The 23121-nt window shown below is 58.4% G+C and carries 21 protein-coding genes; 14 read left to right on the top strand and 7 right to left on the bottom strand.

Annotated elements, in window-relative coordinates; translation table 11 throughout:
- Positions 1-32: 32 nt before the first annotated feature.
- Positions 33-1751, top strand: coding sequence for a C13 family peptidase (locus AC1RAC_RS19670; RefSeq protein WP_492616907.1), 1719 nt, complete (start codon positions 33-35; stop codon positions 1749-1751).
- Positions 1752-1780: 29 nt separating this feature from the next.
- Entirely contained in the window at positions 1781-2422 is a 642-nt protein-coding gene (locus AC1RAC_RS19665) for an oxidoreductase (protein ID WP_492616906.1), read from the top strand.
- A gap of 143 nt (positions 2423-2565) precedes the next feature.
- Here the strand turns inward: AC1RAC_RS19665 and AC1RAC_RS19660 are convergent, their stop codons facing one another.
- From AC1RAC_RS19660 to AC1RAC_RS19645, 4 genes are all read right to left on the bottom strand, one after another.
- Positions 2566-2850, bottom strand: a complete 285-nt coding sequence (locus AC1RAC_RS19660) for a YceK/YidQ family lipoprotein (protein WP_003194502.1) — start codon at positions 2848-2850, stop codon at positions 2566-2568.
- Positions 2843-3472, bottom strand: coding sequence for a flavin prenyltransferase UbiX (gene ubiX, locus AC1RAC_RS19655; RefSeq protein ID WP_032895136.1), 630 nt, complete (start codon positions 3470-3472; stop codon positions 2843-2845). The genes AC1RAC_RS19660 and ubiX overlap by 8 nt, the downstream gene beginning before the upstream one ends.
- On the bottom strand, positions 3469-4818 hold the full coding sequence (gene mpl, locus AC1RAC_RS19650) for a UDP-N-acetylmuramate:L-alanyl-gamma-D-glutamyl-meso-diaminopimelate ligase (protein WP_492616905.1): 1350 nt from the start codon (positions 4816-4818) through the stop codon (positions 3469-3471). The genes ubiX and mpl overlap by 4 nt, the downstream gene beginning before the upstream one ends.
- A gap of 208 nt (positions 4819-5026) precedes the next feature.
- A complete protein-coding gene (locus AC1RAC_RS19645) occupies positions 5027-6937 on the bottom strand; it encodes a sigma-54-dependent Fis family transcriptional regulator (RefSeq protein WP_072448246.1) in 1911 nt (636 codons plus the stop codon).
- Between the two features lie 272 nt (positions 6938-7209).
- Here AC1RAC_RS19645 and exaC point away from each other — a divergent pair, with 272 nt between their 5' ends.
- From exaC to AC1RAC_RS19600, 9 genes are all read left to right on the top strand, one after another.
- Positions 7210-8730: an acetaldehyde dehydrogenase ExaC gene (gene exaC / locus AC1RAC_RS19640; protein ID WP_005791797.1), complete on the top strand. Its 1521-nt coding sequence runs from the start codon at positions 7210-7212 to the stop codon at positions 8728-8730.
- A 156-nt stretch (positions 8731-8886) separates the two neighbouring features.
- The gene (gene eat / locus AC1RAC_RS19635; RefSeq protein WP_492616904.1) at positions 8887-10320 is read left to right on the top strand and encodes an ethanolamine permease; all 1434 of its coding nucleotides are present in this window, start codon (positions 8887-8889) and stop codon (positions 10318-10320) included.
- 63 nt (positions 10321-10383) lie between these two features.
- Positions 10384-11778: an ethanolamine ammonia-lyase subunit EutB gene (locus tag AC1RAC_RS19630; RefSeq protein WP_492616903.1), complete on the top strand. Its 1395-nt coding sequence runs from the start codon at positions 10384-10386 to the stop codon at positions 11776-11778.
- On the top strand, positions 11775-12611 hold the full coding sequence (gene eutC, locus AC1RAC_RS19625; RefSeq protein WP_492616902.1) for an ethanolamine ammonia-lyase subunit EutC: 837 nt from the start codon (positions 11775-11777) through the stop codon (positions 12609-12611). Before AC1RAC_RS19630 ends, eutC begins: the two co-directional genes overlap by 4 nt.
- A gap of 89 nt (positions 12612-12700) precedes the next feature.
- Positions 12701-13159: a GNAT family N-acetyltransferase gene (locus AC1RAC_RS19620; RefSeq protein WP_014720105.1), complete on the top strand. Its 459-nt coding sequence runs from the start codon at positions 12701-12703 to the stop codon at positions 13157-13159.
- A gap of 321 nt (positions 13160-13480) precedes the next feature.
- Entirely contained in the window at positions 13481-14137 is a 657-nt protein-coding gene (locus tag AC1RAC_RS19615; RefSeq protein WP_003194521.1) for a DedA family protein, read from the top strand.
- 6 nt (positions 14138-14143) lie between these two features.
- Positions 14144-14959: a M90 family metallopeptidase gene (locus AC1RAC_RS19610; RefSeq protein WP_057975558.1), complete on the top strand. Its 816-nt coding sequence runs from the start codon at positions 14144-14146 to the stop codon at positions 14957-14959.
- A gap of 109 nt (positions 14960-15068) precedes the next feature.
- Positions 15069-15596, top strand: coding sequence for an inorganic diphosphatase (gene ppa, locus AC1RAC_RS19605; RefSeq protein ID WP_003176323.1), 528 nt, complete (start codon positions 15069-15071; stop codon positions 15594-15596).
- Between the two features lie 211 nt (positions 15597-15807).
- Positions 15808-16578 carry a LexA family transcriptional regulator gene (locus tag AC1RAC_RS19600; RefSeq protein ID WP_034126892.1) on the top strand — a complete coding sequence of 257 codons (771 nt, stop codon included), beginning with the start codon at positions 15808-15810 and terminating at the stop codon, positions 16576-16578.
- Positions 16579-17440: 862 nt separating this feature from the next.
- Here the strand turns inward: AC1RAC_RS19600 and AC1RAC_RS19595 are convergent.
- The 3 genes from AC1RAC_RS19595 to AC1RAC_RS19585 form a co-directional block, all read right to left on the bottom strand.
- Entirely contained in the window at positions 17441-18220 is a 780-nt protein-coding gene (locus tag AC1RAC_RS19595; protein ID WP_089042515.1) for an SDR family NAD(P)-dependent oxidoreductase, read from the bottom strand.
- A 189-nt stretch (positions 18221-18409) separates the two neighbouring features.
- On the bottom strand, positions 18410-19102 hold the full coding sequence (locus tag AC1RAC_RS19590; RefSeq protein ID WP_492616901.1) for a Crp/Fnr family transcriptional regulator: 693 nt from the start codon (positions 19100-19102) through the stop codon (positions 18410-18412).
- Between the two features lie 427 nt (positions 19103-19529).
- Positions 19530-20192: a TetR/AcrR family transcriptional regulator gene (locus AC1RAC_RS19585; protein ID WP_082423385.1), complete on the bottom strand. Its 663-nt coding sequence runs from the start codon at positions 20190-20192 to the stop codon at positions 19530-19532.
- 184 nt (positions 20193-20376) lie between these two features.
- Between AC1RAC_RS19585 and AC1RAC_RS19580 the strand changes: the two genes are divergently transcribed.
- Genes AC1RAC_RS19580 through AC1RAC_RS19570 form a run of 3 tightly spaced genes read left to right on the top strand, consistent with a single transcriptional unit; the run spans position 20377 to position 23095 of the window.
- Positions 20377-21570: an acyl-CoA dehydrogenase family protein gene (locus tag AC1RAC_RS19580; protein ID WP_492616900.1), complete on the top strand. Its 1194-nt coding sequence runs from the start codon at positions 20377-20379 to the stop codon at positions 21568-21570.
- Between the two features lie 17 nt (positions 21571-21587).
- Positions 21588-22541, top strand: a complete 954-nt coding sequence (locus AC1RAC_RS19575; RefSeq protein ID WP_054896921.1) for an NAD(P)H-dependent flavin oxidoreductase — start codon at positions 21588-21590, stop codon at positions 22539-22541.
- A complete protein-coding gene (locus AC1RAC_RS19570) occupies positions 22538-23095 on the top strand; it encodes an NADPH-dependent FMN reductase (RefSeq protein ID WP_198862896.1) in 558 nt (185 codons plus the stop codon). The genes AC1RAC_RS19575 and AC1RAC_RS19570 overlap by 4 nt, the downstream gene beginning before the upstream one ends.
- The last annotated feature ends 26 nt before the right edge of the window (positions 23096-23121 follow it).

Raw genomic sequence — 23121 nt, 5'->3', positions numbered from 1 at the left:
CATACTCGGCGCTCAATTATCCGGATCCCGCTATGCGCCCACTCGCTCCCCTTGCCCTTGCCCTGTTGCTCACCGCTTGCGGAGACGGCGAATCGCTGTTGCCGCCCGATGCGCGCTTGCCCGATGGCGGCCGCTACCGTGGCGATGTGGTCAACGGTTTGCTGCAAGGCCAAGGCCGTGTGGACTACCCCAACGGCAGTTGGTACGCCGGCCAGTTCGACAAAGGCCAGTGGCACGGCCAGGGCGAATGGCATGGCAGCAATGGCGAAGTCTATAAAGGTGAATTCAAGCAGGGCCTGTTTGACGGCCAGGGTAGCCTGACCACCTCGGGCAGCAGCTACGTGGGCGGTTTCAAGAACGGCCGACGCAACGGCGAAGGCACCCTCAAAGAAGGGCAGATGACTTATCGCGGCGAATTCCAGGACGACCAGTACTCAGGCCTCGGCCGCCTGGAACTGGCCGACGGCAGTCAGTACCAGGGCCAGTTCGCCCACGGCAAGCCCAATGGCGAAGGCCAGCGCAATGACGACAGCGGCAACCAGTTCAGCGGCCGCTTTGTCGATGGACAACTGGAAGGCAATGGCACTTTCAATAGCGCCGAAGGCGATATCTATGTCGGCCAATTCAAGCAGAACCAGCTCAACGGTAAAGGCCGCTACGAGAACGCCGACGGTGATGTGTGGATCGGCCAGTTCAAGGAAGGCGCGCTGACCGGCAAAGGCGAATTGATCGGGGTCGATGGCAGCCACTATGTCGGCCAGTTCAGTGACTGGCGCTTTACCGGCGAAGGGCGCCTGAACCTCACCGATGGCAGTTTCTATATCGGTGGCTTCGACAGCGACAACTATCAAGGCCGTGGCACCCTGGTACTCACCGACGGCACCGTGCAGTCCGGCACCTGGGTCAACGGCCTGCGCGTGCGCGACGCCGAGGGCAAGCTGCTGCCCGACCCTCTGGAGACCGGCATACTGGCTCAAGGCCGCTTGCTTGATGACGCCCTGGCGACAGTGCCCGCGTCCACTCCGGCCGTGGAGCTATACACCTTGGTGCTGGCCGGCGACGGCAAACAAAGCGTGTTCCTGCGCGAGGCCGATTACGTCAGCAACCTGCTCGCCACCCGCTTCGGCGCGCGCGGGCAGGTGCGCCTGGTCAACCACCGCGACCATATCGCCGACCGCCCCCTGGCCACCCGTGAAAGCCTGCGCCGCTCGGTGCAAACCCTGGCCGAACGGACCGGGCCGGAAGACCTGGTGTTCATTTACATGACCAGCCATGGCACCCATGAGCATGAGCTGGTGCTCGACCAACCGCGCATGGAACTGGCCGACCTGCCCGCCGACGAGCTGGCCGCCGTGCTCGCACCGCTGAAAAACCGCGACAAGGTCATCGTGATCTCCGCGTGTTACTCCGGCGGTTTCATACCGGCGCTCAAAGATGAGCGCACCCTGATCATGACCGCCTCCCGTGCAGACCGCGTGTCATTCGGCTGCTCGGAAGAAGCAGACTTCACCTACTTCGGTGATGCCCTTTTCGCACAAGCTTTCAACCAGACGGATGATTTGCAACACGCCTTCAAACTGGCGCAACTGCACGTGGCCGAACGCGAACAGGCGGACAACTTCGAAGCCTCCGAACCGCAGATCTTGGCCCCTAAAGGCGTGATCGCCCATTGGCAATTATTACGTAAACAGCAGGCACGAAAGGCGCTCGAAAGCGTCTCAATGAATAGCAAGGAAGCCAAAGGCAACTAAGCTGTAACGTGTAACAAGGGGGAAACACCATGTACCTGACACCGCAGCATATCTTGCTGGCCGGGGCTTCCGGCCTCACTGGCGAACACCTGCTCGACCGCCTGCTCAACGAACCCACCGTGACCCGCGTGCTGGCACCCAGCCGCAAACCATTGGCTGAACATCCACGCCTGGAAAACCCGGTGGGCGACCCGGCGGTGTTCCTGCCGCAACTGAGCGGCCGCGTGGATATTGCCTTCTGCTGCCTGGGCACCACGATCAAAAAGGCCGGCTCGGAAGCGGCGTTCCGTGCGGTCGACCTGAACATGGTGGTGGCCTTCGCCAAGCGCGCACGGGAACTGGGCGCGCGGCATATGATCGTGATCAGTGCGATTGGCGCCGACCCGAAATCCTCGGTGTTCTACAACCGGGTCAAGGGGGAAATGGAACTGGCGCTGAGAGCGCAAGACTGGCCGCAGTTGACCATCGTACGTCCCTCGCTGCTGCTGGGGGAGCGGTTGGAACCGCGCCTGGCCGAGCAGTTGGCCGGGCCGCTGTCACGGCTGATTCCCGGTAAGTACCACGGTATTGAGGTCTGCGAACTGGCCCGCGCCATGTGGCGCCTGGCGCTGGAAGAACAGGATGGCGTGCGGGTGGTGGAATCGGACGAGTTGCGCAAGCTCGGCAAGTAATGATGCAGGGCTTGTATGGATCGTTCCCACGCTCTGCGTGGTAACGCCGGTTATGACGCTCTGCGTCATGCTTGGGACGCGGAGCGTCCCCGACTGCATTCCCACGCGGAGCGTGGGAACGATCCACCCAGGTAGCCCTTATCTTACAGTCCGCCCGTGGCGTTGAAGCCAACCCCCAGCACCGTCAACACCGACAGTGGCAACAATAAGGTATCGAGCAACGCGCTGGCCGGCAGGTCGAGATGGGGATAGCTCGGGGCCTCGGCACCAAAGCGGTCCTTGGCGCAGCAGCCGCCATTGATCGCGTACAGATCCAGGCGTGTGCCGGCATACACCACCGGGGCGCCCGGTTGCGCGGCATCCAGAGTACGCGCTGTGGCACAGCCGGTGAGTTGCAGCGCCATCAACAGCAGCAGTGCTTTATTCATCGCCGCCCAGATGGTGCTCGCCCCAACGTGGCAGCATGTCCTGGGGAATGTTCAACAGGTTGAGAATGCGCGCCACCACAAAGTCCACCAGGTCATCGATGGTCTGTGGCTGGTGATAGAAGCCTGGCGACGCGGGCAGGATGGTCACGCCCATGTTCGACAACTTGAGCATGTGCTCCAGGTGAATGCTCGAATACGGCGCTTCGCGCGGCACCAGGATCAATTGGCGGCGCTCCTTTAAGGTCACGTCCGCCGCCCGTTCGATCAGGTTGTTGCAGGCGCCCGTGGCAATCGCCGACAAGGTGCCGGTGGAACACGGCACCACCACCATCGCCGCTGGCGCACCGGAGCCTGAGGCTACCGGCGACATCCAGTCCTCTTTGCCGTAAACCTTGATCTGCCCCGCCGCTGCGCCGGTGTACTCGGTGAGGAATGCCTGCATCATCTGCACTTTGGAAGGCAGCGCGACATCGGTCTCAGTCGCCAGCACCAATTGCGCCGCCTTGGAGATCAGAAAATGCACCTCACGGTCTTCACGCACCAGGCAATCGAGCAGGCGCAGGCCATAGGGCGCACCGGATGCGCCGGTCATCGCCAGGGTGATGCGTTCCGGCCCGCTCATTTCAGTGCCTCGGCCAGCTTGCCGTGCAGGCCGCCAAAGCCGCCGTTGCTCATGACCACCACGTGGGTGCCGGGCTGGGCCAAGGATTTCACATGCTCAATGATGCCTTCCAACGAATCGCAGACTGTGGAGGGCACGGTGCATAGCGCAGCAATCGCGGGCAAATCCCAGCCGAGGTTGGCCGGCGCATACCACACCACCTGGTCGGCATCGTTGACGCTCTCGGGCAGGCCATCACGGTGCGCGCCCAGCTTCATGGAGTTGGAGCGCGGCTCGACGATGGCAATGATCTGCGCATCGCCGACGCGCTTGCGCAGGCCATCCAGGGTGGTGGCAATTGCGGTCGGGTGGTGGGCAAAGTCGTCGTAGATGGTAATTCCATTTACTTCAGCGACTTTCTCCATGCGCCGCTTCACACTCTTGAATGCGCTCAAGGCGGCAATGCCCATGGCTGGCACCACGCCAACATGCCGAGCGGCAGCCAGGCTCACCAAAGCGTTGGCCACGTTGTGTTGGCCGGTCATGCCCCAATCGACGATGCCTTGGGGCTGGCCTTCGAACAGCACTTCAAACCGCGAACCGTCTTCACTGAGCAACCTCGCCTGCCACTGCCCGTCCGCGCCGGTAGTTTGCACCGGGGTCCAGCAGCCCATGTCGATCACACGCTGCAACGCAGGCTCGGTGGTGGGATGAATGACAAGGCCCTCACTTGGGATAGTGCGCACCACGTGGTGGAACTGGCGCTCAATCGCCGGCAGATCGGGGAAGATATCCGCGTGATCGAACTCAAGGTTATTCAGGATCGCTGTGCGTGGGCGGTAATGGACGAACTTGGAGCGCTTGTCGAAAAAGGCGCTGTCGTATTCATCGGCCTCGATCACAAAAAACGGCGTCTCCCCAAGGCGCGCCGATACCGAGAAGTTCTGCGGCACACCGCCAATCAGGAAACCCGGGCTCATGCCTGCATGCTCCAGCACCCAGGCCAGCATGCTGCTGGTGGTGGTCTTGCCGTGAGTGCCCGCCACTGCCAGGACCCAACGGCCCTGCAGCACATGGTCCGCCAGCCACTGGGGGCCGGAGACGTAAGGCAAGCCTTTGTTCAGTACGTATTCCACCGCCGGGTTGCCGCGAGACATGGCGTTGCCGATGACGACCAGGTCCGGCACCGGGTCGAATTGCGAAGGGTCGTAACCTTGGGTCAGCTCAATCCCTTGCGCCTGTAGCTGCGTGCTCATGGGTGGATAAACATTGGCATCGGAGCCTGTTACGTGATGGCCCAGCTCTTTGGCCAGAACCGCCATCGAACCCATGAACGTACCGCAGATACCCAGAATATGAATGTGCATAGTCGACCTCGTAAACATCGAGGCAGGTTAGCGTAGGGTGGGAAAGTTCGCACGCTTTAGCTGAGCACGAAACGCTCGCCGGTAGGATCCGGCACAAGGAAGGTCTTAAACCGCGCTGCCGGCGTTTTTAAGCTCAGCGGCTTTCAAGGTAGAGCGTGAGACAAAAAACGAGCAGTTCGCAATAACCAGGTTACTCCGACAGCGCCCCTTACTGCATGGCGTCCCGTGAAATGCCATGTTTGCGTAACTTGCGGTACAGCGTATTGCGACTGACCCCCAACTGTTCAGCCACATGGCTCATATGCCAGCGCTGCTGCGCCAACGCGTTGAGCAATGCCTGGCGCTCGGCGTTCTCCAGCGGCGAGACGCATGGCGCATCCACCCTCGCCCCTTGCGGCTGCGCTTGGCGAATCAGTGCCGGCAAGTCTTCAAGACCGACTCGCCCGCCCTCACAGAGCGCCACTACCGTGCGCAACACCGTACGCAACTGCCGCAGGTTGCCGGGCCAGTGGAATGCCAACAGAGCCTGGCGCGCAGGCTCGTCCAGCATCACCTGCTCGGTGCCCGCTTCCTGGGCCAGGAGGAAGTCCAACAGTTGCGACTTGTCACTGCGTTCGCGCAACGGCGGCAGGGCCACTTCCAAGCCGTTCAAGCGGTAATACAGGTCTTCGCGAAAGCTGCCATCGGCCACGCGCTCCAGCAAATTTCGGTGCGTGGCGCTGATGATGCGCACGTTCACCGCTTGAGGTTCGCCGCCGATAGGCACCACCAGGCGATCCTCCAGCACCCGTAACAGGCGGGTTTGCAACGCCAGTGGCATGTCGCCGATTTCGTCGAGAAACAGCGTGCCGCCGTCGGCCTGTTGCAGTTTGCCGCGCATGCCTTCTTTAAGGGCGCCGGTGAAACTGCCGGCGCGATAGCCAAACAGTTCGCTCTCGATCAGGTTTTCTGGAATCGCCGCACAGTTCAGCGCAACAAAGGCCTTATCGCCCCGCTGGCTGCCCTGGTGCACAGCCTTGGCGAAGGCTTCTTTACCGCAGCCGGTTTCGCCGTTGATCAGCAAGGGCACGTCGCGCTCGAACACTCGCGAGGCCTTGCGTAGCTCATTTTGCAACGCCGGGTCGCCCACGCAGATACCCAAAGGCCGTGGCGCCTGCGGCTTGATGATGGGTACCGGCACACTGCGCGGCTGGCCTCGCAGCGCTGCAAACAAAGGCCGGCCATCGCGGGTGCGCAGCGGCCAACTGGCCGTGGCATTCGCGCTGGCCCGCCCCAGTAACTGATCCAGGGAGCAGTCGAAAAATGCCTCCACCGGCTGGCCTACCAAGCCGCCGCGTAGCTGCCCCAACAGGTTCAGAGCGCTCTGGTTGACCGCACAAATGCGCCCTTCGCCATCAAACGCCAGCAAGCCTTCGCTGAACAACCCGACCGACTCGGCCTGCAGGTGGAAACGCAACAGCCAGTGGTGTTCGAAGTGGCGCAGGAAATAGCAACTTTCGATCATCTTGGCCGACAGGTTCACCAGCGCCATGGTGTGGAACTGGCTCTGGCGCGACACGGCTTCGCGGGCCGAGGACACATCCAGCACCGCCAGCAATTCACCATGTGGGTCGAACACCGGGCTGGCCGAACAGGTCAGCCCGGTATGACGGCCGCGAAAATGCTCGTCACGGTGGATCGTCAACGACTGCCGCTCCACCAGGCAGGTGCCGATGCCGTTGGTGCCTTCGCAGGCTTCGCTCCAGTCAGCGCCCAGCCATAAGCCGGCGCGCTCGAATATCTTGCGCTCGGACGGCGCGGTGACACAGTTGAGGATCACCCCACGCGCATCGGTGAGCAGCACCGCATGACCGGCGCCGGAGAGTTGCTGGTGCAGGCTGTTCATTTCGCTGCCGGCGATGTGCAGCACTTGGCGCAGGCGCTCGCGACTTTCCAGCAAGCGCCCGTGCTCGAGCACGGTGGGCGCGATGGTCAGCGCCGGGTCGAGGTGGTAATCCTCCACGCAGCGCAGCCAGGAACGGGCGATGGACGGATCGCTGCCAGGCCCTTGGGAAAGCTCTTGGCCACGGGTGACGGTCAAGACTTGCTGGGCATGGCGACTGAAATGATCGTTATGCATGTTCTTATTATTCTCCCTGCGTGAGAACGCCCAGCATCCCCCAGCCATCCGGCCATTGCAATCCCGGCCCGACCCACCGGTCACAGGCTGTATCGTTTATGGCACAAACTGTCACCTTGCCTGTATCACTCCCGTCACGGCAAAGCCTTGCAACAAAGCCCAACCTCTTGATTCTGCTGGCCCGCACGGCGATGGCCCGACCTTTGCTCTACGCTTTATAACGCGCTCGCAGCGCTGTACTCCGATAAACATAAAAGCAGGAGATGCCCACCATGCGTTATGCACACCCCGGTACCGAAGGCGCCATCGTTTCGTTCAAGGCCAAATACGGCAACTACATCGGCGGCGAATTCGTGGCGCCGGTCGATGGCAACTACTTCTCCAACACCTCGCCGGTCAACGGCAAGCCCATCGCCGACTTCCCGCGCTCCACTGCCAAAGACATCGACAAAGCACTGGACGCCGCCCACGCAGCCGCAGACGCCTGGGGCAAAACCAGCGCCCAGGACCGCTCGCTGGTACTGCTGAAAATCGCCGACCGCATCGAGCAAAACCTCGAACTGCTGGCCATCACCGAAACCTGGGACAACGGCAAGGCCGTGCGCGAAACCCTCAACGCCGACATCCCCCTGGCCGCCGACCACTTCCGCTACTTCGCTGGCTGCATCCGCGCCCAGGAAGGCAGCAGCGCGGAAATCAACGAACTCACCGCCGCCTACCACTTCCACGAACCGCTGGGTGTGGTTGGCCAGATCATCCCGTGGAACTTCCCGCTGCTGATGGCCGCGTGGAAACTCGCACCGGCCCTGGCCGCCGGTAACTGCGTGGTGCTCAAGCCAGCCGAGCAAACGCCGTTGGGCATCAGCGTGCTGATGGAGCTGATCGGCGACTTGCTGCCACCGGGCGTGCTGAACGTGGTGCACGGTTTCGGCAAGGAAGCTGGCGAAGCCCTTGCCACCAGCAAGCGCATCGCCAAGATCGCCTTTACCGGTTCAACGCCTGTGGGCTCGCACATCATGCATGCCGCGGCCGAGAACATCATTCCGTCCACGGTCGAGCTGGGCGGCAAGTCGCCGAACATCTTCTTCGCCGACATCATGAAAGCGGAACCTGCATTTATCGAAAAAGCCGCCGAAGGCCTGGTGCTGGCGTTCTTCAACCAGGGCGAAGTGTGCACCTGCCCTTCCCGCGCTCTGGTGGAAGAGTCGATCTACGATGACTTCATGAAAGTGGTGATGAAGAAGGTCGAGTCGATCAAGCGTGGTGACCCGCTGGACACCGACACCATGGTCGGCGCCCAAGCGTCCGAGCAGCAGTTCGACAAGATCCTGTCCTACCTGGAAATCGCCAAGGGCGAAGGCGCGCAATTGCTCACCGGTGGCAAGGTCGAGAAGCTCACGGGCGACCTGGCCACCGGCTATTACATCCAGCCGACCCTGCTCAAGGGCACCAACGACATGCGTGTGTTCCAGGAAGAAATCTTCGGCCCGGTGGTAAGCATCACCACTTTCAAGGATGAAGCCGAAGCCCTGGCGATTGCCAACGACACCGAGTTCGGCCTGGGCGCCGGCCTGTGGACCCGCGACATCAACCGCGCCTACCGCATGGGCCGGGCGATCAAGGCCGGCCGCGTGTGGACCAACTGCTACCACCTGTACCCGGCGCATGCTGCGTTTGGCGGTTACAAGAAGTCTGGCGTGGGCCGTGAAACCCACAAGATGATGTTGGATCACTACCAGCAGACCAAGAACTTGCTGGTGAGCTACGACATTAATCCGTTGGGCTTTTTCTAACTTAGCCTCATAACAAGCAACCCGCTCCCAACTTGAAATGCAATCAAGTGTGGGAGCTGGCTTGCCTGCTCCTACACTTGAACTTCGCCAGTAATTGCTACCTCGTTCGGCACACAGATGCCGAGTTAAAAACAATAACAATCAAAGGTACTTCCCATGCCTAGCGAACCCACTGGTTCTTCTGTCGACTTCGAAAAAGTCGGCACCGATTATTTTCAACAACGCGAACTGAAAAAAGGCGCCGCCGGCTGGGTACTACTGGTTGGCCTTGGCGTCGCCTATGTTATTTCCGGCGATTACGCCGGCTGGAACTTCGGCCTGGCCCAAGGCGGCTGGGGCGGCATGTTCCTCGCCACTTTGCTGATGGCCACCATGTACCTGTGCATGTGCTTTTCCCTGGCCGAGCTGTCCTCCATGATCCCCACTGCTGGCGGTGGCTACGGTTTTGCCCGCAGCGCATTCGGCCCTTGGGGCGGGTTCCTCACGGGTACTGCCATCCTTATCGAATACGCCATCGCCCCCGCCGCCATCGCAGTGTTTATCGGCGCCTATTGCGAGTCGTTGTTCGGCATTGGCGGCTGGATGATCTACCTGGCGTTCTACATCATCTTTATTGGCATCCACATCTTTGGTGTGGGCGAAGCCTTGAAGCTGATGTTCGTGATCACCGCTGTCGCCGCGATTGCCCTGGGCGTGTTCCTGGTGTCGATGGTGCCGCATTTCAACGTCGCCAATCTGCTGGATATACCCGTGACCGAGGCCAAGGGCGCCAGCAACTTCCTGCCGTTCGGCTACGTCGGCGTGTGGGCCGCGATCCCTTATGCCATCTGGTTTTTCCTGGCGGTGGAAGGCGTGCCGCTGGCCGCTGAAGAAACCAAGAACCCCAAGCGCGACCTCCCTCGCGGGCTGATCGGCGCGATTGTGGTGCTGACCAGTTTTGCCCTGTTGATCCTGGTGATCGCGCCGGGCGGTGCGGGGACTTACGCGCTGATCAAATCCGGCAACCCGCTGGTTGAAGCCTTGGCGTTGTCCTACGGCGGTTCCACCTGGATGGGCAGCTTCGTCAACCTGGTCGGCCTGGCCGGTTTGATCGCGAGCTTTTTCTCGATTATCTACGCCTATTCGCGGCAGATCTTTGCCTTGTCCCGTGCCGGTTACTTGCCGCGCAAATTGTCCGAGACCAACAAGAGCAAGGCGCCAGTATTGGCACTGGTGATCCCCGGGATTATCGGCTTTGGCCTGTCGCTGACCGGCCAGGGTGACTTGCTGATCCTGGTGGCGGTGTTTGGCGCCACGATTTCCTACGTATTGATGATGGCCGCCCACATCACCCTGCGCATCCGTCGCCCTAAAATGGAGCGGCCATACCGCACGCCGGGGGGCATTTTCACTTCAGGCGTGGCACTGGTACTGGCTTGCGTGGCCGTGGTGGCGGGCTTTCTGGTGGACCCGCGCGTGGTGATTGGCGCGGCGATCATCTATGGAGTATTAATTGCTTACTTTGCTTTCTACAGCCGGCATCACTTGGTAGCGGGCACGCCGGAAGAGGAATTCGCGGCGATCCAGGCCGCAGAGGCCGCTCTGCACTAACTGCCGAAAACCTCGACGCGGCGCCTTGCCCACGCCAGGCCCGCGTCATCAAGGAGACACTGTATGGCAAGCTTTTCCCACGCGGTGGGTGCTCAAACCTACCGCTTCGACAGCCTCAAGGACGTGATGGCCAGGGCCAGCCCCGCACGCTCCGGGGACTTCCTCGCCGGTGTCGCCGCCCAGAATGACGGCGAACGTGTGGCGGCGCAGATGGCGCTGGCAAATATCCCGCTCAAGCACTTCCTGCAAGAAGCACTGATTCCTTATGAAAGCGATGAAGTCACCCGGCTGATCATCGACACCCACGATAAACAGGCGTTTGCAGCGGTCAGCCACCTCACTGTCGGCGGCCTGCGCGACTGGCTGCTCAGCGACGCGGCCGATGAACAGGCCCTACGCGCATTGGCGCCAGGGCTGACACCGGAAATGGCCGCGGCCGTGTCCAAGATCATGCGCGTGCAAGACCTGGTGCTGGTGGCGCAGAAGATCCGCGTGGTAACCCAGTTTCGCGGCACCCTGGGCCTGCGCGGGCGCTTGTCCACGCGCTTGCAGCCCAACCACCCCACCGACGAACCGGCCGGCATCGCCGCGAGCATTCTCGACGGCCTGCTGTACGGCAACGGCGACGCCATGATCGGCATCAACCCGGCCACCGACAGCATCGCCTCGATCTGCGCCATGCTGGAGATGCTGGACGCGATCATCCAGCGCTACGAAATCCCCACCCAGGCCTGCGTGCTCACCCACGTCACCACCTCCATCGAAGCGATCAACCGCGGCGTACCACTGGACCTGGTGTTTCAGTCAATTGCCGGTACCGAAGCGGCCAATGCCAGTTTCGGGATCAACCTGAACGTGCTGCAGGAAGGTTACGACGCCGGCTTGAGCCTCAAGCGCGGCACCCTGGGCCAGAACCTGATGTACTTCGAAACCGGTCAGGGCAGCGCCTTGTCGGCCAATGCGCACTTTGGCGTCGACCAGCAAACCTGTGAAACCCGTGCCTACGCCGTGGCGCGGCACTTCAAGCCGTTTCTGGTGAACACCGTGGTCGGTTTTATCGGCCCGGAGTACCTGTACAACGGCAAGCAGATTATCCGCGCCGGCCTGGAAGACCACTTCTGCGGCAAACTGCTCGGCGTGCCCATGGGTTGCGATATCTGCTACACCAACCACGCCGAAGCCGACCAGGACGACATGGACACCCTGCTGACCCTGCTCGGTGTGGCCGGCATCAACTTCATCATGGGCATCCCCGGCTCCGACGACATCATGCTCAACTACCAGACCACCTCGTTCCACGACGCTCTGTACGCGCGGCAAACATTGGGTTTAAAACCGGCGCCGGAGTTCGAGCAGTGGCTGGCGAAAATGGGCATCTTCACGCAGGCCGATGGCAAGGTACACTTTGGCAACAGCCTGCCACCGGCCTTTCGTCACGCCTTGGCGCAATTGGGATGAAGGAGCCGACTGTGCAACCAGAATTGCCTGACAACCCGTGGCTGGAACTGCGCCGCCTGACCCCGGCGCGTATTGCCCTGGGCCGCACCGGCACCAGCCTTCCCACCAGCGCCCAACTGGACTTCCAGTTTGCCCACGCCCAGGCGCGGGACGCGGTGCACCTGCCCTTCGATCACGCCGGGCTCAGCCACCAATTGGCCGAACGTGGCCGAGACAGCCTGCTGTTGCACAGCGCCGCCACGGACCGGCATATCTACCTGCAACGCCCGGACCTTGGGCGACGCCTGAGCGATGACTCGGCGCAAACGCTGCGCGACTACGCCCTGGCCCAGCCCGGTGGCGTGGACTTGGCCATCGTGGTGGCCGATGGCCTGTCGGCACTGGCCGTGCATAAACATACAGCGCCGTTTCTGGCGCGCCTGGAAGAACAGACCCACGCCGAAGGCTGGTCCTTGTCACCGGTGATCCTGGTGGAGCAAGGCCGCGTGGCGGTGGCCGATGAAATCGGGCAGCTACTGGGCGCCAAGATGGTGGTGATCCTGATCGGCGAACGGCCGGGGCTCAGCTCGCCGGACAGCCTGGGCCTGTATTTCACCTACAACCCCAAGGTCGGCCTCACCGATGCCTATCGCAACTGCATCTCCAATGTGCGGCTGGAGGGCTTGAGTTATGGCATGGCGGCCCATCGCCTGCTGTACTTGATGCGAGAAGCCTGTCGCCGGCAGTTGTCGGGGGTCAATCTCAAGGATGAGGCGCAGGTTCAGACCCTCGAATCCGACAACCCGGACCTGATGAAAGGCAATTTCCTGCTCAGCCCGCCGGATGACCGCTAGCGGCACGATTGCGCTTTTTGGCGTCATTAGGCAGCATCGAGTCACGGCCGCTCGTGTGGTCATACCCCATTTGGAAGTTGAGGCCTGGCATGCGGATTACTCAAGCGACCCTGGAACACCTGGACCTGTTGACCCCGTTGTTCGTCAAATACCGCGAGTTCTACGGGGCCTTGCCGTTCCCGGACTCGTCACGGGCCTTCCTGGAAAAGCGCCTGCGGCGCAAGGAGTCGGTGATCTACCTGGCCCTGGCCGACGATGACGACAAGCGGCTGCTGGGGTTTTGCCAGCTGTATCCGAGTTTTTCTTCGCTGTCGCTCAAGCGGGTGTGGATCCTCAACGACATCTATGTGGCCGAGGACGCACGCCGGCAACTGGTGGCGGACAACCTGATGCGCACGGCCAAGAAAATGGCCAAGGACACCCACGCGGTGCGGCTGCGGGTATCGACCAGCAGCGATAACGACGTGGCGCAGAAGACCTATGAGTCGATTGGGTTTCGCGAAGACACCGAATTCAAAAACTACGTGTTGCCGATCAACGAAGACTGAAAACCAGTCAGCCAGACACCGCAATATCCTTGTGGGAGCTGGCTTGCCTGCGATGGCGGAGTGTCAGCGAGCATTTCTCATACTGACCCACCGCTATCGCAGGCAAGCCAACTCCCACATTGGATCCGGCGACGGGCTTGAAGCCCAACCCCTTCACAATTTCGCGACACTCCCCGCTACAAAAGCCACACGCTTTTCACCTCTCAATCCGTATAATGCCGACCTTTCAGGGTTGTAAGAACCGCGACAATTACTTGTAGCCTTATTGCCTGAGCTTCCGCACAAGCCCGCTGAGTCGGGCTATTCACACAGGTGCCATCCATGGATTTCAACCCGCTCGACCTTATCCTGCATCTCGACGTCTACCTCGACATGCTGGTAACCAATTACGGTCCGTGGATCTACGCCATTCTGTTCCTGGTGATTTTTTGCGAAACCGGCCTGGTGGTCATGCCTTTCCTGCCGGGCGACTCCTTGTTGTTCATCGCCGGTGCTGTAGCGGCTGGCGGCGGTATGGACCCAGTCCTGCTGGCCGGCCTGCTGATGCTGGCGGCCATCCTCGGCGATAGCACCAACTACGTGATCGGACGAACGGCGGGCGAGCGCTTGTTCAGCAACCCGAACTCCAAGATCTTCCGCCGCGACTACCTGCAAAAAACCCACGACTTCTACGACAAGCACGGCGGCAAGACCGTGACCCTGGCGCGCTTCCTGCCGATCCTGCGCACCTTCGCGCCGTTCGTCGCGGGCGTGGCCAAGATGCCGTATCCGCGCTTCTTCGGCTTCAGCGTACTGGGCACCATCCTGTGGGTCGGTGGCCTGGTGACCTTGGGTTACTTCTTCGGCAACGTGCCTTTTATCAAGAAGAACCTGTCGCTGCTGGTGGTGTTCATCATCCTGCTGTCACTGGTGCCGATGATTATTGGCGTAGTGCGCAGCCGCTTTGGCCGCACGTCCTCCGAAGCCAACCCGCACTGACCCCCCGTGTGGTCCCTCAGCGCCTGGCGTCGCCGGCGCCTGCTGGCCAAGCACCCGATTGCCGATGACACCTGGCAACGGGTGCGCCACCACCTGACCTTCCTCGACGGCATCACGCCGGAGCAAGACCAATGGCTGCGCGAAGCCTGCGTGGTGTTCCTCAGCGAAAAACACCTCACCGCCCTGCCCGGCGTCGAACTGCACCAGGAACAACGCCTGCTGCTCGCCGCCCAGGCGCAATTGCCGCTGATGAACCTGGGCGACCTCGACTGGTACCAGGGTTTCCATGAGATCGTGCTGTACCCCGACGACTTCCTCAGCCCGCAACGCCATCGCGATGCCAGCGGCGTGGAGCATGAGTGGGACGGCGAACACAGCGGCGAAGCCTGGCAACAGGGCCCGGTGATCCTCGCCTGGCCTGGTGTGCTCGCCAGCGGCCAATGGGAAGGCTACAACCTGGTCATCCACGAACTGGCGCACAAGCTGGACATGCTCAACGGCGACGCCAACGGCCTGCCGCCGCTGCACCATGACATGCGCGTGCAGGACTGGGCCAGCGTCATGCAAGGCGCCTTCGATGACCTCAACCGCCAGTTGGACGCCAACCCGGACGCCGAGACCGAGATAGACCCTTACGCTGCGGAAAACCCGGCGGAGTTCTTTGCCGTCACCAGCGAGTATTTCTTCAGCGCCCCGGATTTACTGGTCAACAGTTATCCACAGGTGTACGCCCAACTCAGCCGCTTTTATCGCCAGGATCCCCTGGCCCGCCTGACTCAACTGCAAGCCAGCGACCCGCGCTACTCGCCACAGGGCGAATGACCGTACGACGCTTGGCGCATGGCATCGGCGTCAGAATATGCCTATAATCGCCGCCACTTTTAGGCCAATCCGGCCATGTCATATGGCCAACTAACGGGGGCAACGCCCAATGAGCTACAGCAAGATTCCGGCTGGCAAAGACCTGCCGAACGACATCTACGTCGCCATCGAAATTCCGGCCAACCACGCGCCGATCAAATACGAAATCGACAAAGACAGCGACTGCCTGTTCGTTGACCGTTTCATGGCCACCCCGATGTTCTACCCGGCCAACTACGGTTTCATCCCCAACACCTTGGCTGACGACGGTGACCCCCTCGACGTGCTGGTCGTGACCCCTTACCCGGTCACCCCAGGCTCGGTTATCCGCGCCCGTCCAGTCGGCATCCTGAACATGACCGACGACGGCGGCGGCGATGCCAAAGTCATCGCAGTGCCACACGACAAGCTGTCCCAGCTGTACGTGGACGTGAAGGAATACACCGACCTGCCGCCACTGCTGCTGGAACAGATCAAGCACTTCTTCGAGAACTACAAAGACCTCGAAAAAGGCAAATGGGTGAAGATCGACGGTTGGGGCAACGCAGACGCCGCCCGCGCCGAGATCATGAAGTCGGTTGCTGCCTACAAAGGCTGATACCCGCACCTCAGTGCCACGGCAAATAAAAAGCCCCGTTAATTCGGGGCTTTTTTATGGGCCAGACTAAACATCAAGTTCAATGTTTAGTTGCAGCGTTTAACCAAGTTGCACATATGAAAAATCAAGCCATAACTAAGCCAGATCCTACAACTGCAAATCAACGCATGGTTTATTTGATGGGACTTTCCGGCCAGTAAACTCTGCGTTTATGAATACATCAGGTGATCGTTTAAAAGCACTACTACGGGAAGTTCATCTTTCCGCCTCCGACTTCGCCAAGAACCGCGGCGTCACGCCTCAGCACGTGAACAACTGGTTCAAACGCGGCGTCCCCATGGGCCGACTCAACGAGATCGCAGAATTGCTGTGCGTCTCAAGTCGCTGGTTAAGCGACGGTAAAGGCCCCAAGCACCCGCCTGCCAACTACCTGTTGGAAGGCCCCATCGCAAGGATTGCAACCACCCGCGAAGACACAGGCAAATACCTCACAGGCCCCGCCTGCCGCCCGGAAAAAACCGACGTGGAGATCCCTCTCCACCCCACCTTCACCTCAACCGAACGCATCCGCGTCTCCTTGCACAATCTGGAAACCCTCAACGTCAACCCCGACCGCGCGATAGGCGCCTACATGGTCGACAACAGCATGATCGACATCATCCAACAAGGCGCCACCCTCGCCATCGACCGAGGCCGCACCCAAATCATCGACGGTGAAATCTACGCCGTTGAACACGACGGCATGCTGCGCATCAAATACCTCTACAACCGTCCTGGCGGCGGCCTGCGCATGCGCAGCCACAACGCCAGCGAACACCCGGACGAATACCTCAACCACGAAGAACGCTTCGAACAAAGCTTCAAGATCGTCGGCTGGGTATTCTGGTGGTCCACCCTCAACAACCGCCGCCCACCGGTGCCACTGGATGAACACCTGCTGGGCTGGGAAGGCTCTAAATCGGAACCGGAGGTGGGCAACTGAGGTGAATGTGGGTATCATGCGCCGCACATTTGGCAGGGGTCGCTTTTAGCTGATTTCCTGCCGGCGAAGCGGAGGAGTTCCCGCGGATGCCCCTACTATTCAGCCTGACGCAATGTGGGCTGAGCGATTTGAAGGCTGGTGAGGTTTGTCAAAAACAAGCTGAGGCAGTCCCCGAGAAGCCGGCCACAAGCCGGCTTTTTAATGTCCGAAATAATCCTGCCCCATCCGAGAATTTTCCTGATAGCTAAGATATTTCGGGGCTTTCGGGGCATTTCTCTTTCCCATGGTGTTCTTTAATTAACCCATCCGTAAATATGGCTTTAGGGAAAACTCAGCTAGCCGAGTTTTACAACAACCGCAATCACCACCAAGAAAAAACGCGCTTGATATTTAATTACTGCAACCATAGAGAAACAGCAAACACCTGGCAGATAATTAATAGCATATCGAACACAGAAATCACATTTAATATTAGATGACACACAGACCATAACTCAATTGCATTAACAATAGCCCCCAAAGCGAAGTACACTGCAGACAATAATTTTACCGCAATAAAAAATGGGAAGTATTCCAGAAGGTCGTGGCTTCCGCCTCCCTAAACCCATTGGGAAAAAATTCTAACTCACAACCCCGCAACGCCCTGAAAATATTCACGCGCGCTCAAGCTGCAAAACAGAGCATCGCAAGCACAGCGGCCACTATCGCCTCCAGAACATTGCAACACCAATATTAAATATTCTTTGATTTTTACCAGCGAGTGGACCGCGGAAAAAACTGATTTTTCACAACTACCCGGTCACCTCAATTACTCTAATAGAGAATATTTCGATCTTTTTAAAGTCTATCAGCGGGTGCATTCTTATCGACTGATTGAACAACCGCCATCAAGCGGAATCACTGCTCCAGTCATAAACGACGATGCCGCGGACGTTAGAAAAATAACGGTTCCAACGATATCTGATTCAATACCAAGACGTCCGCGCGGCATTGACTTTATTATAGCATCGCCATGCTTACCAAGCATAAACTCTGTCATTTTAGTTTTGAAAGGGCCTACCGCTATAGCATTAACGTTAATGTTTGCATACGCGAGATCGCACGCTAAATGGCGGGTCAAATGGTGCACCGCTGCCTTACTTGTGGAATATGAATAATTTTCAAACTCAGGAACACTAATCCCGTCGACAGAACCGATGTTAATCACTCGAGATGGATCCGCGAGGCTGCCGGCTGCCTTTAACGCGTTCACCAAGCGCTGAGTTAAGAAGAAGACAGATTTCACATTGAGATCAATCACCTTATCCCACCCAGCTTCAGGAAACGCATCAAAACTCGCCCCCCAAGTGACGCCAGCATTATTTACCAAAATGTCGATTTCTGGCTCACGCGCCAAAATTTTTTCGACCACAACGTCCAACTGCGCTAGGTCTGCCAAGTCGGCAGCGATTGCGATCGCCTTACCATATTGTTTCAAATCAGCTTCTGCTTGTGCACAGGCTTCAGAACTGCGAGATACCACATAGGTTTTAACCCCGTTCTGCACCAGCCCTTTGGCAATCATGAAACCTATCCCTCGAGTGCCTCCAGTTACGACAGCAACCTTGCCAGACACATCAAAAAGCTTATTATTACTATTCATTTTTAATGCTACCCACCGGACGTGTGCGTATCAGAGAACAATTTTAAAGCGCTTCGATTTTTGTAATGAACCCGATCCGCCTTGGGTCACACACCGGGCCCCTATGATAGAAAGAGTCGCTCCCTAACAACGTCATACAAATGACACTCTTGTACCTTCTCATGCAACATCACCCGTCGCGATGTCGTATCATTCATCATCTATATTGTTTTTAGTTTGACGACCATGATCGTGTATGTAGCGGACAAGCCCTTCCCTATTCTTTACCAAAATTCTACCGTAATCGGTTTCTATTAGACCCAACTCGCGCAATTCCCTTATTGCTCGGTTAACATTAGGTCGAGCACTGCCAACCATCAAGCCTATATCTGATTGGGACAAACTCAGGCTGACAGCAACTTTTTCTGACTTTTGCATCTGTGCCAAAGAAACAAACCGAGACGCTATGCGGGCGGCGACCGGCAGCGTCAAAAGCTCCTCGATTATCTGAAGCGCACCTTTGAGTCGACGATTAGTCTGCGCAACTATAGCCGCTTCAATGTCATGATAACGAGCCCTAAGATCATTAAAGTCACGCGCACCCCATACTCTTAATACCGACTTCCCCCGCGTGATAAAGTTTATCGAATACGATTCATTGCTAGCTACAGCGCTGTCACCGATTACATCTCCGGGCCTATAGATATAGATCAGAACTTCTTGACCATCCGCGGTTAATATACATTGCCGAACCGCGCCAGAAACAATCTGAAAGACCTCCGTCATTGGATCACGCTGACGGTACAGAGTAATGCCACCAGACAGGCTACGTATGCGTGACTTTTCACGCAAAGCTTCGCTAGCCGAAGGACTCAAGTCTTCGATCCAATTAAAACCGGTCATTTCATCACTCCCCTTTCGCATGTAATCAATCGTCTCTAACCAACCGACCTATCCGCCGCCAGAATATGTTCAAGGTACGGCTTACCAGGTTGCGCCCTGACCACATCAAATCACGACTACAAGCCGTCACGCAAATTCGGACAACCCGTGGTTGGCGATACGTTCGTCGATTACTGTTATTGACCTACGAAAAGGAGACTACGCGCCAGACTTGATTAGAAGCCAACCCTCCACAACCTCAGCCTTATATATTAAGACAACTGCAAAAAAAACCGATCTAAATACCGAACACTGCCCACTCGATCAGACTGGCAAATGCGCCCCCCCCACCTTCAACGTGGTAGGTCAGTCCCCACAACAATCATGAGTAACGCAATAATTTATATATTATTTAATGCTTTATTATTCTACGTATTAACACGCCACACTAGGATTTAGCTTGAGCAGCTCTCGGCGCGAGTCCAGCAACACTGAATACCAAACGCTCGATGGCGGGTAGGAAAATCCGATGTTCGAAGTCCTTGCGTGGAAGGGATAACTGAGCAATGACCAAGCCGCCGATGGCATGCAAGACGAAGGCAAAGTCGGCGCCTGGGTCCTGCGAGCCGAGCTTCAGAAACGCCTCTCTGCAAAGGTCAGCGTGTATACGTCCCCACTTTGATAGGGCTGGGCGCAAGCTCGGGTCGTGGGCACCGGCAAGATTCAGTTCGTATACAGCGATCCCCATACTGCGATCCTCAATCAGCAGGCGAGTGTTGTATTGGGCGATGAGCGTAGCGAACCGTGCTGGGTCGTGTGCACAGGCCTCTAAGTCAGGAGCGATTTCGCTGAAACTGATGGCGATTTTCTCGCAGGCATGGTCGATGGCTGCCGACATCAATGCGCCCTTCGAACCGAAATAGTAAGCAACCGAGCCATGACTGCAACCCGCCTCCTTGGCCACGCTGCGCAAGCTGAGGCTGTGATGCCCATCGCGAACGATCAGACGCATGGCTGCTTCAATCAGCGAAAGGCGGCGCTGCTCCCCTTTGGCGGAAAGGTTTTCGTCGCAGCGGGACGGCGACGGTTTATTCGAATGCAGTTCTGTCATGACAAGACCTGAGGAGGAAGACGGTTCTCCACGGCCAATTTTTCCGGCTGCGGCATGAGGGGTGATTATTTCAGATACGCGCCTATTGACAAAATTATCCACTCGGATAAAAGTTAAAGTACTCCACTTGGAGTACTTTTTTGTGCAGCTGTCTGCCACCCGCTTGAAAACAGGAGAACAATAAATGAGCACTGTTGCCCCTTCCGATTCCCAGCGTGAAGACCTCTTGGCCTCGGCCGATGATCTTGGGCGTCGCTGTGCGGCCCGGAGCAAGGAGATCGAAGCCAATCGATTCCTGCCTCAAGACTTGGCCGAAGCGCTGGCCGGCGCCGGACTGTACCGTATGCTGACGCCGCACGAGTATGGTGGACTGGAAGTGAGTGTGGAGACCTTTGTCGAAGTTATTGAGCGGCTGGCAAGCTACGAGGCCTCGGCTGCCTGGTGCACATTCATCGACTGCACCGCTTGTATTCTCGCCGCCTATTTACCCAATGAGGGCGCGTCCGAACTGTTTTCCAATCCTCAGCTAAAGGCGGCGGGTGTGTTCGCTCCGCGTGGCAAAGCCACACGTGAAGTGCGCGACGGCGTACCGGGCTTTCGCATCAGTGGTCGCTGGGCATGGGGGTCGGCAAGCAAAAATGCTGACATCGTCCTCGGTGGCTGCATGGTCCTCAACGCGCAGGGCAAACCAGAAATCCTCGCCGACGGTTTTACACGTGTGCAGATGATGGTATTCCGTCGAGACCAAGTGACTTGGCTGAACAACTGGGACACGTTTGGGCTACGTGGAAGTGGCAGCGGCGAGTTCGAAGTGCATGACGTATTCGTAGCTGAACATCACAGCGCCTCGCTTACGGATGATGAGCCGCTGCCTCGAACGCTTTATCGGTTTCCCGCATTCGGCCTGCTCGGTATTGGCGTAGGTGCTGTGGCGCTGGGTATAGCCCGACATGCGCTGGACAGCCTGTGCGACCTAGCCAAAGTGCGAACACCGCAGTTCAGCGGCAAAACCCTGGATCAACGTCCGGGCACGCAACAGGCAATAGCAAAGGCCGAGGCTGGCTTGCGCTCAGCGAGGGCTTTCTTGATGGAATCCGTTCGTCAGGCGTGGAATGAGGCCGAGCAGCAAGGTGTGATTGCCCTTGAAAAGCGCCGCGATATTCGCTTGGCTACGACTTACGCAGTAGAGATCGCCCGTAACATCGTTACCAGCATGTATCAACTGGGTGGTGGCTCTTCGATTTTTGACAGTTCGCCCCTGCAGCAATGTCTGCGTGACATCCATGTAGTCACCCAACACTTCATGGTGAGTGAATCCACCTATGAAGTGGTGGGGCGGCTATTCCTTGGGCTCGATACCAACGTCTCTATGTTCTGAAACAGAGGAGACCTCCAATGAGCATTCCTACGGAGTGGCGTTCACGTCTTGCATTGCCGCTAATCGCGGCTCCAATGTTCCTCATTTCTGGACCGCAAATGGTGATCGAGTGTTGCCGAAACGGTGTAATCGGTAGCTTTCCGACTCCCAACGCCCGCACTCCTGCGATTCTTCGAGAATGGCTATTGCAGATTAGCCAGACGCTTACCGAAAAGGATGCGCCTTGGGCGGTCAACCTAGTGGTACACCGCAGTAATGATCGTCTATCGCAAGATCTCGAGTTAGTTGAAGAGTTCAAGCCACCACTCGTGATCACTGCGCTTGGCAGTCCCAAGGCGGTAATCGAGCGGGTACAGAGATACGGTGGCCGCGTGCTAGCGGATGTCAACTCGCTGAAATATGCAAGGGAGGCCGCTAAGGCAGGCGCTGATGGCCTGATTTTAGTCAGTGCCGGATCTGGCGGGCATACGGGACAGATGAACGGCTTCGCCATGGTCGGCGCCGTTCGTGAGTTCTTCGACGGCATTTTGGTACTGGCCGGAGGCTTGATGACGGGGGCTTCAGTACGCTCCGCCGAATTATTGGGTGCAGATTTAGCATCCATGGGTACGCGTTTCATTCCTTGCCAAGAAAGCCTCGCTGATGAGCACTACAGGAAAATGCTAGTGGAATCTGGCTTCGAGGATCTGGTGCTAAGCAACCAAGTCACCGGTGTGGCAGCCAACTGGTTGCGGCAGAGTTTGGATCTTGCGGATATCACTGATGACAACCCGGGCAAGTCCACGGCGATCGACTTCGCCGATCCCAAAGGCGCAAAACGACGCTGGACTCAAGTACGGTCCGCGGGACACGGCGTGGATGCGATCAAGCGTTCGGAGCCCGCACGCGAGCTAATCGCCGGTTTGGTCAACGACTACTGGCAGGCCGTTCGCCGGCCGGCCTTCATCTGCACGGAAGAGACACTGAAATGAAAAAACCTTATATCGTGGCTATCGGTGGCACTACTCGCTCCGGTTCAATGACTGAGCGAGTGCTGCTCAACGTCCTCAGTCATGCAGAAAACGGTGGAGCTCGCATCAAACTGTTGGGGGGAGAAAAACTGCAGTTACCCCTGTATGGCTCAGCACCGGTTTCCCACCCACTGGTGCAGGATTTGCTCAACGAGATACGGCAAGCCGATGGCGTGATTCTGGCCTCCCCCGGTTATCACGGAGCGCTTTCTGGATTGATGAAAAACGCTCTCGACTATTTGGAGGAGGCGCGTGGCGACGCGCATCCCTACCTAAGTCGTCGCGCCGTGGGTTGCATCGGTTTAGCGGCAGGCTGGCAGGCCGGCGCGGCTACCCTAGTGGGATTGCGCAGTATTGTTCATGCATTGCGTGGCTGGCCCACACCTATGGGCGTTGTGATCAATTCGACGCAGACAACTTTCGAGGCGGACGGTGCATGCAATGACGAACTGGTGGGTAAACAATTACAAATCATGACCGATCAGGTGTTGGAGTTCTGCCACATGACTCATTAACGTAATGCCAACTTCACGCTCTGAAA

The sequence above is a fragment of the Pseudomonas sp. GW823-FHT02F05 genome, from assembly GCF_058797315.1.
The sequence above is the reverse complement of the archived record's forward strand: the minus strand, read 5'-3'. Positions and strand labels throughout refer to the sequence as shown.

What these genes read in the sequence shown, in the direction of transcription:
- AC1RAC_RS19670 (WP_492616907.1), top strand. Translation starts at nt 33, where the DNA reads ATGCGCCCACTCGCTCCCCTTGCCCTTGCCCTGTTGCTCACCGCTTGC.
- AC1RAC_RS19665 (WP_492616906.1), top strand. Translation starts at nt 1,781, where the DNA reads ATGTACCTGACACCGCAGCATATCTTGCTGGCCGGGGCTTCCGGCCTC.
- AC1RAC_RS19660 (WP_003194502.1), bottom strand. Translation starts at nt 2,850, where the DNA reads ATGAATAAAGCACTGCTGCTGTTGATGGCGCTGCAACTCACCGGCTGT.
- ubiX (WP_032895136.1), bottom strand. Translation starts at nt 3,472, where the DNA reads ATGAGCGGGCCGGAACGCATCACCCTGGCGATGACCGGCGCATCCGGT.
- mpl (WP_492616905.1), bottom strand. Translation starts at nt 4,818, where the DNA reads ATGCACATTCATATTCTGGGTATCTGCGGTACGTTCATGGGTTCGATG.
- AC1RAC_RS19645 (WP_072448246.1), bottom strand. Translation starts at nt 6,937, where the DNA reads ATGCATAACGATCATTTCAGTCGCCATGCCCAGCAAGTCTTGACCGTC.
- exaC (WP_005791797.1), top strand. Translation starts at nt 7,210, where the DNA reads ATGCGTTATGCACACCCCGGTACCGAAGGCGCCATCGTTTCGTTCAAG.
- eat (WP_492616904.1), top strand. Translation starts at nt 8,887, where the DNA reads ATGCCTAGCGAACCCACTGGTTCTTCTGTCGACTTCGAAAAAGTCGGC.
- AC1RAC_RS19630 (WP_492616903.1), top strand. Translation starts at nt 10,384, where the DNA reads ATGGCAAGCTTTTCCCACGCGGTGGGTGCTCAAACCTACCGCTTCGAC.
- eutC (WP_492616902.1), top strand. Translation starts at nt 11,775, where the DNA reads ATGAAGGAGCCGACTGTGCAACCAGAATTGCCTGACAACCCGTGGCTG.
- AC1RAC_RS19620 (WP_014720105.1), top strand. Translation starts at nt 12,701, where the DNA reads ATGCGGATTACTCAAGCGACCCTGGAACACCTGGACCTGTTGACCCCG.
- AC1RAC_RS19615 (WP_003194521.1), top strand. Translation starts at nt 13,481, where the DNA reads ATGGATTTCAACCCGCTCGACCTTATCCTGCATCTCGACGTCTACCTC.
- ppa (WP_003176323.1), top strand. Translation starts at nt 15,069, where the DNA reads ATGAGCTACAGCAAGATTCCGGCTGGCAAAGACCTGCCGAACGACATC.
- AC1RAC_RS19600 (WP_034126892.1), top strand. Translation starts at nt 15,808, where the DNA reads ATGAATACATCAGGTGATCGTTTAAAAGCACTACTACGGGAAGTTCAT.
- AC1RAC_RS19595 (WP_089042515.1), bottom strand. Translation starts at nt 18,220, where the DNA reads ATGAATAGTAATAATAAGCTTTTTGATGTGTCTGGCAAGGTTGCTGTC.
- AC1RAC_RS19590 (WP_492616901.1), bottom strand. Translation starts at nt 19,102, where the DNA reads ATGACCGGTTTTAATTGGATCGAAGACTTGAGTCCTTCGGCTAGCGAA.
- AC1RAC_RS19585 (WP_082423385.1), bottom strand. Translation starts at nt 20,192, where the DNA reads ATGACAGAACTGCATTCGAATAAACCGTCGCCGTCCCGCTGCGACGAA.
- AC1RAC_RS19580 (WP_492616900.1), top strand. Translation starts at nt 20,377, where the DNA reads ATGAGCACTGTTGCCCCTTCCGATTCCCAGCGTGAAGACCTCTTGGCC.
- AC1RAC_RS19575 (WP_054896921.1), top strand. Translation starts at nt 21,588, where the DNA reads ATGAGCATTCCTACGGAGTGGCGTTCACGTCTTGCATTGCCGCTAATC.
- AC1RAC_RS19570 (WP_198862896.1), top strand. Translation starts at nt 22,538, where the DNA reads ATGAAAAAACCTTATATCGTGGCTATCGGTGGCACTACTCGCTCCGGT.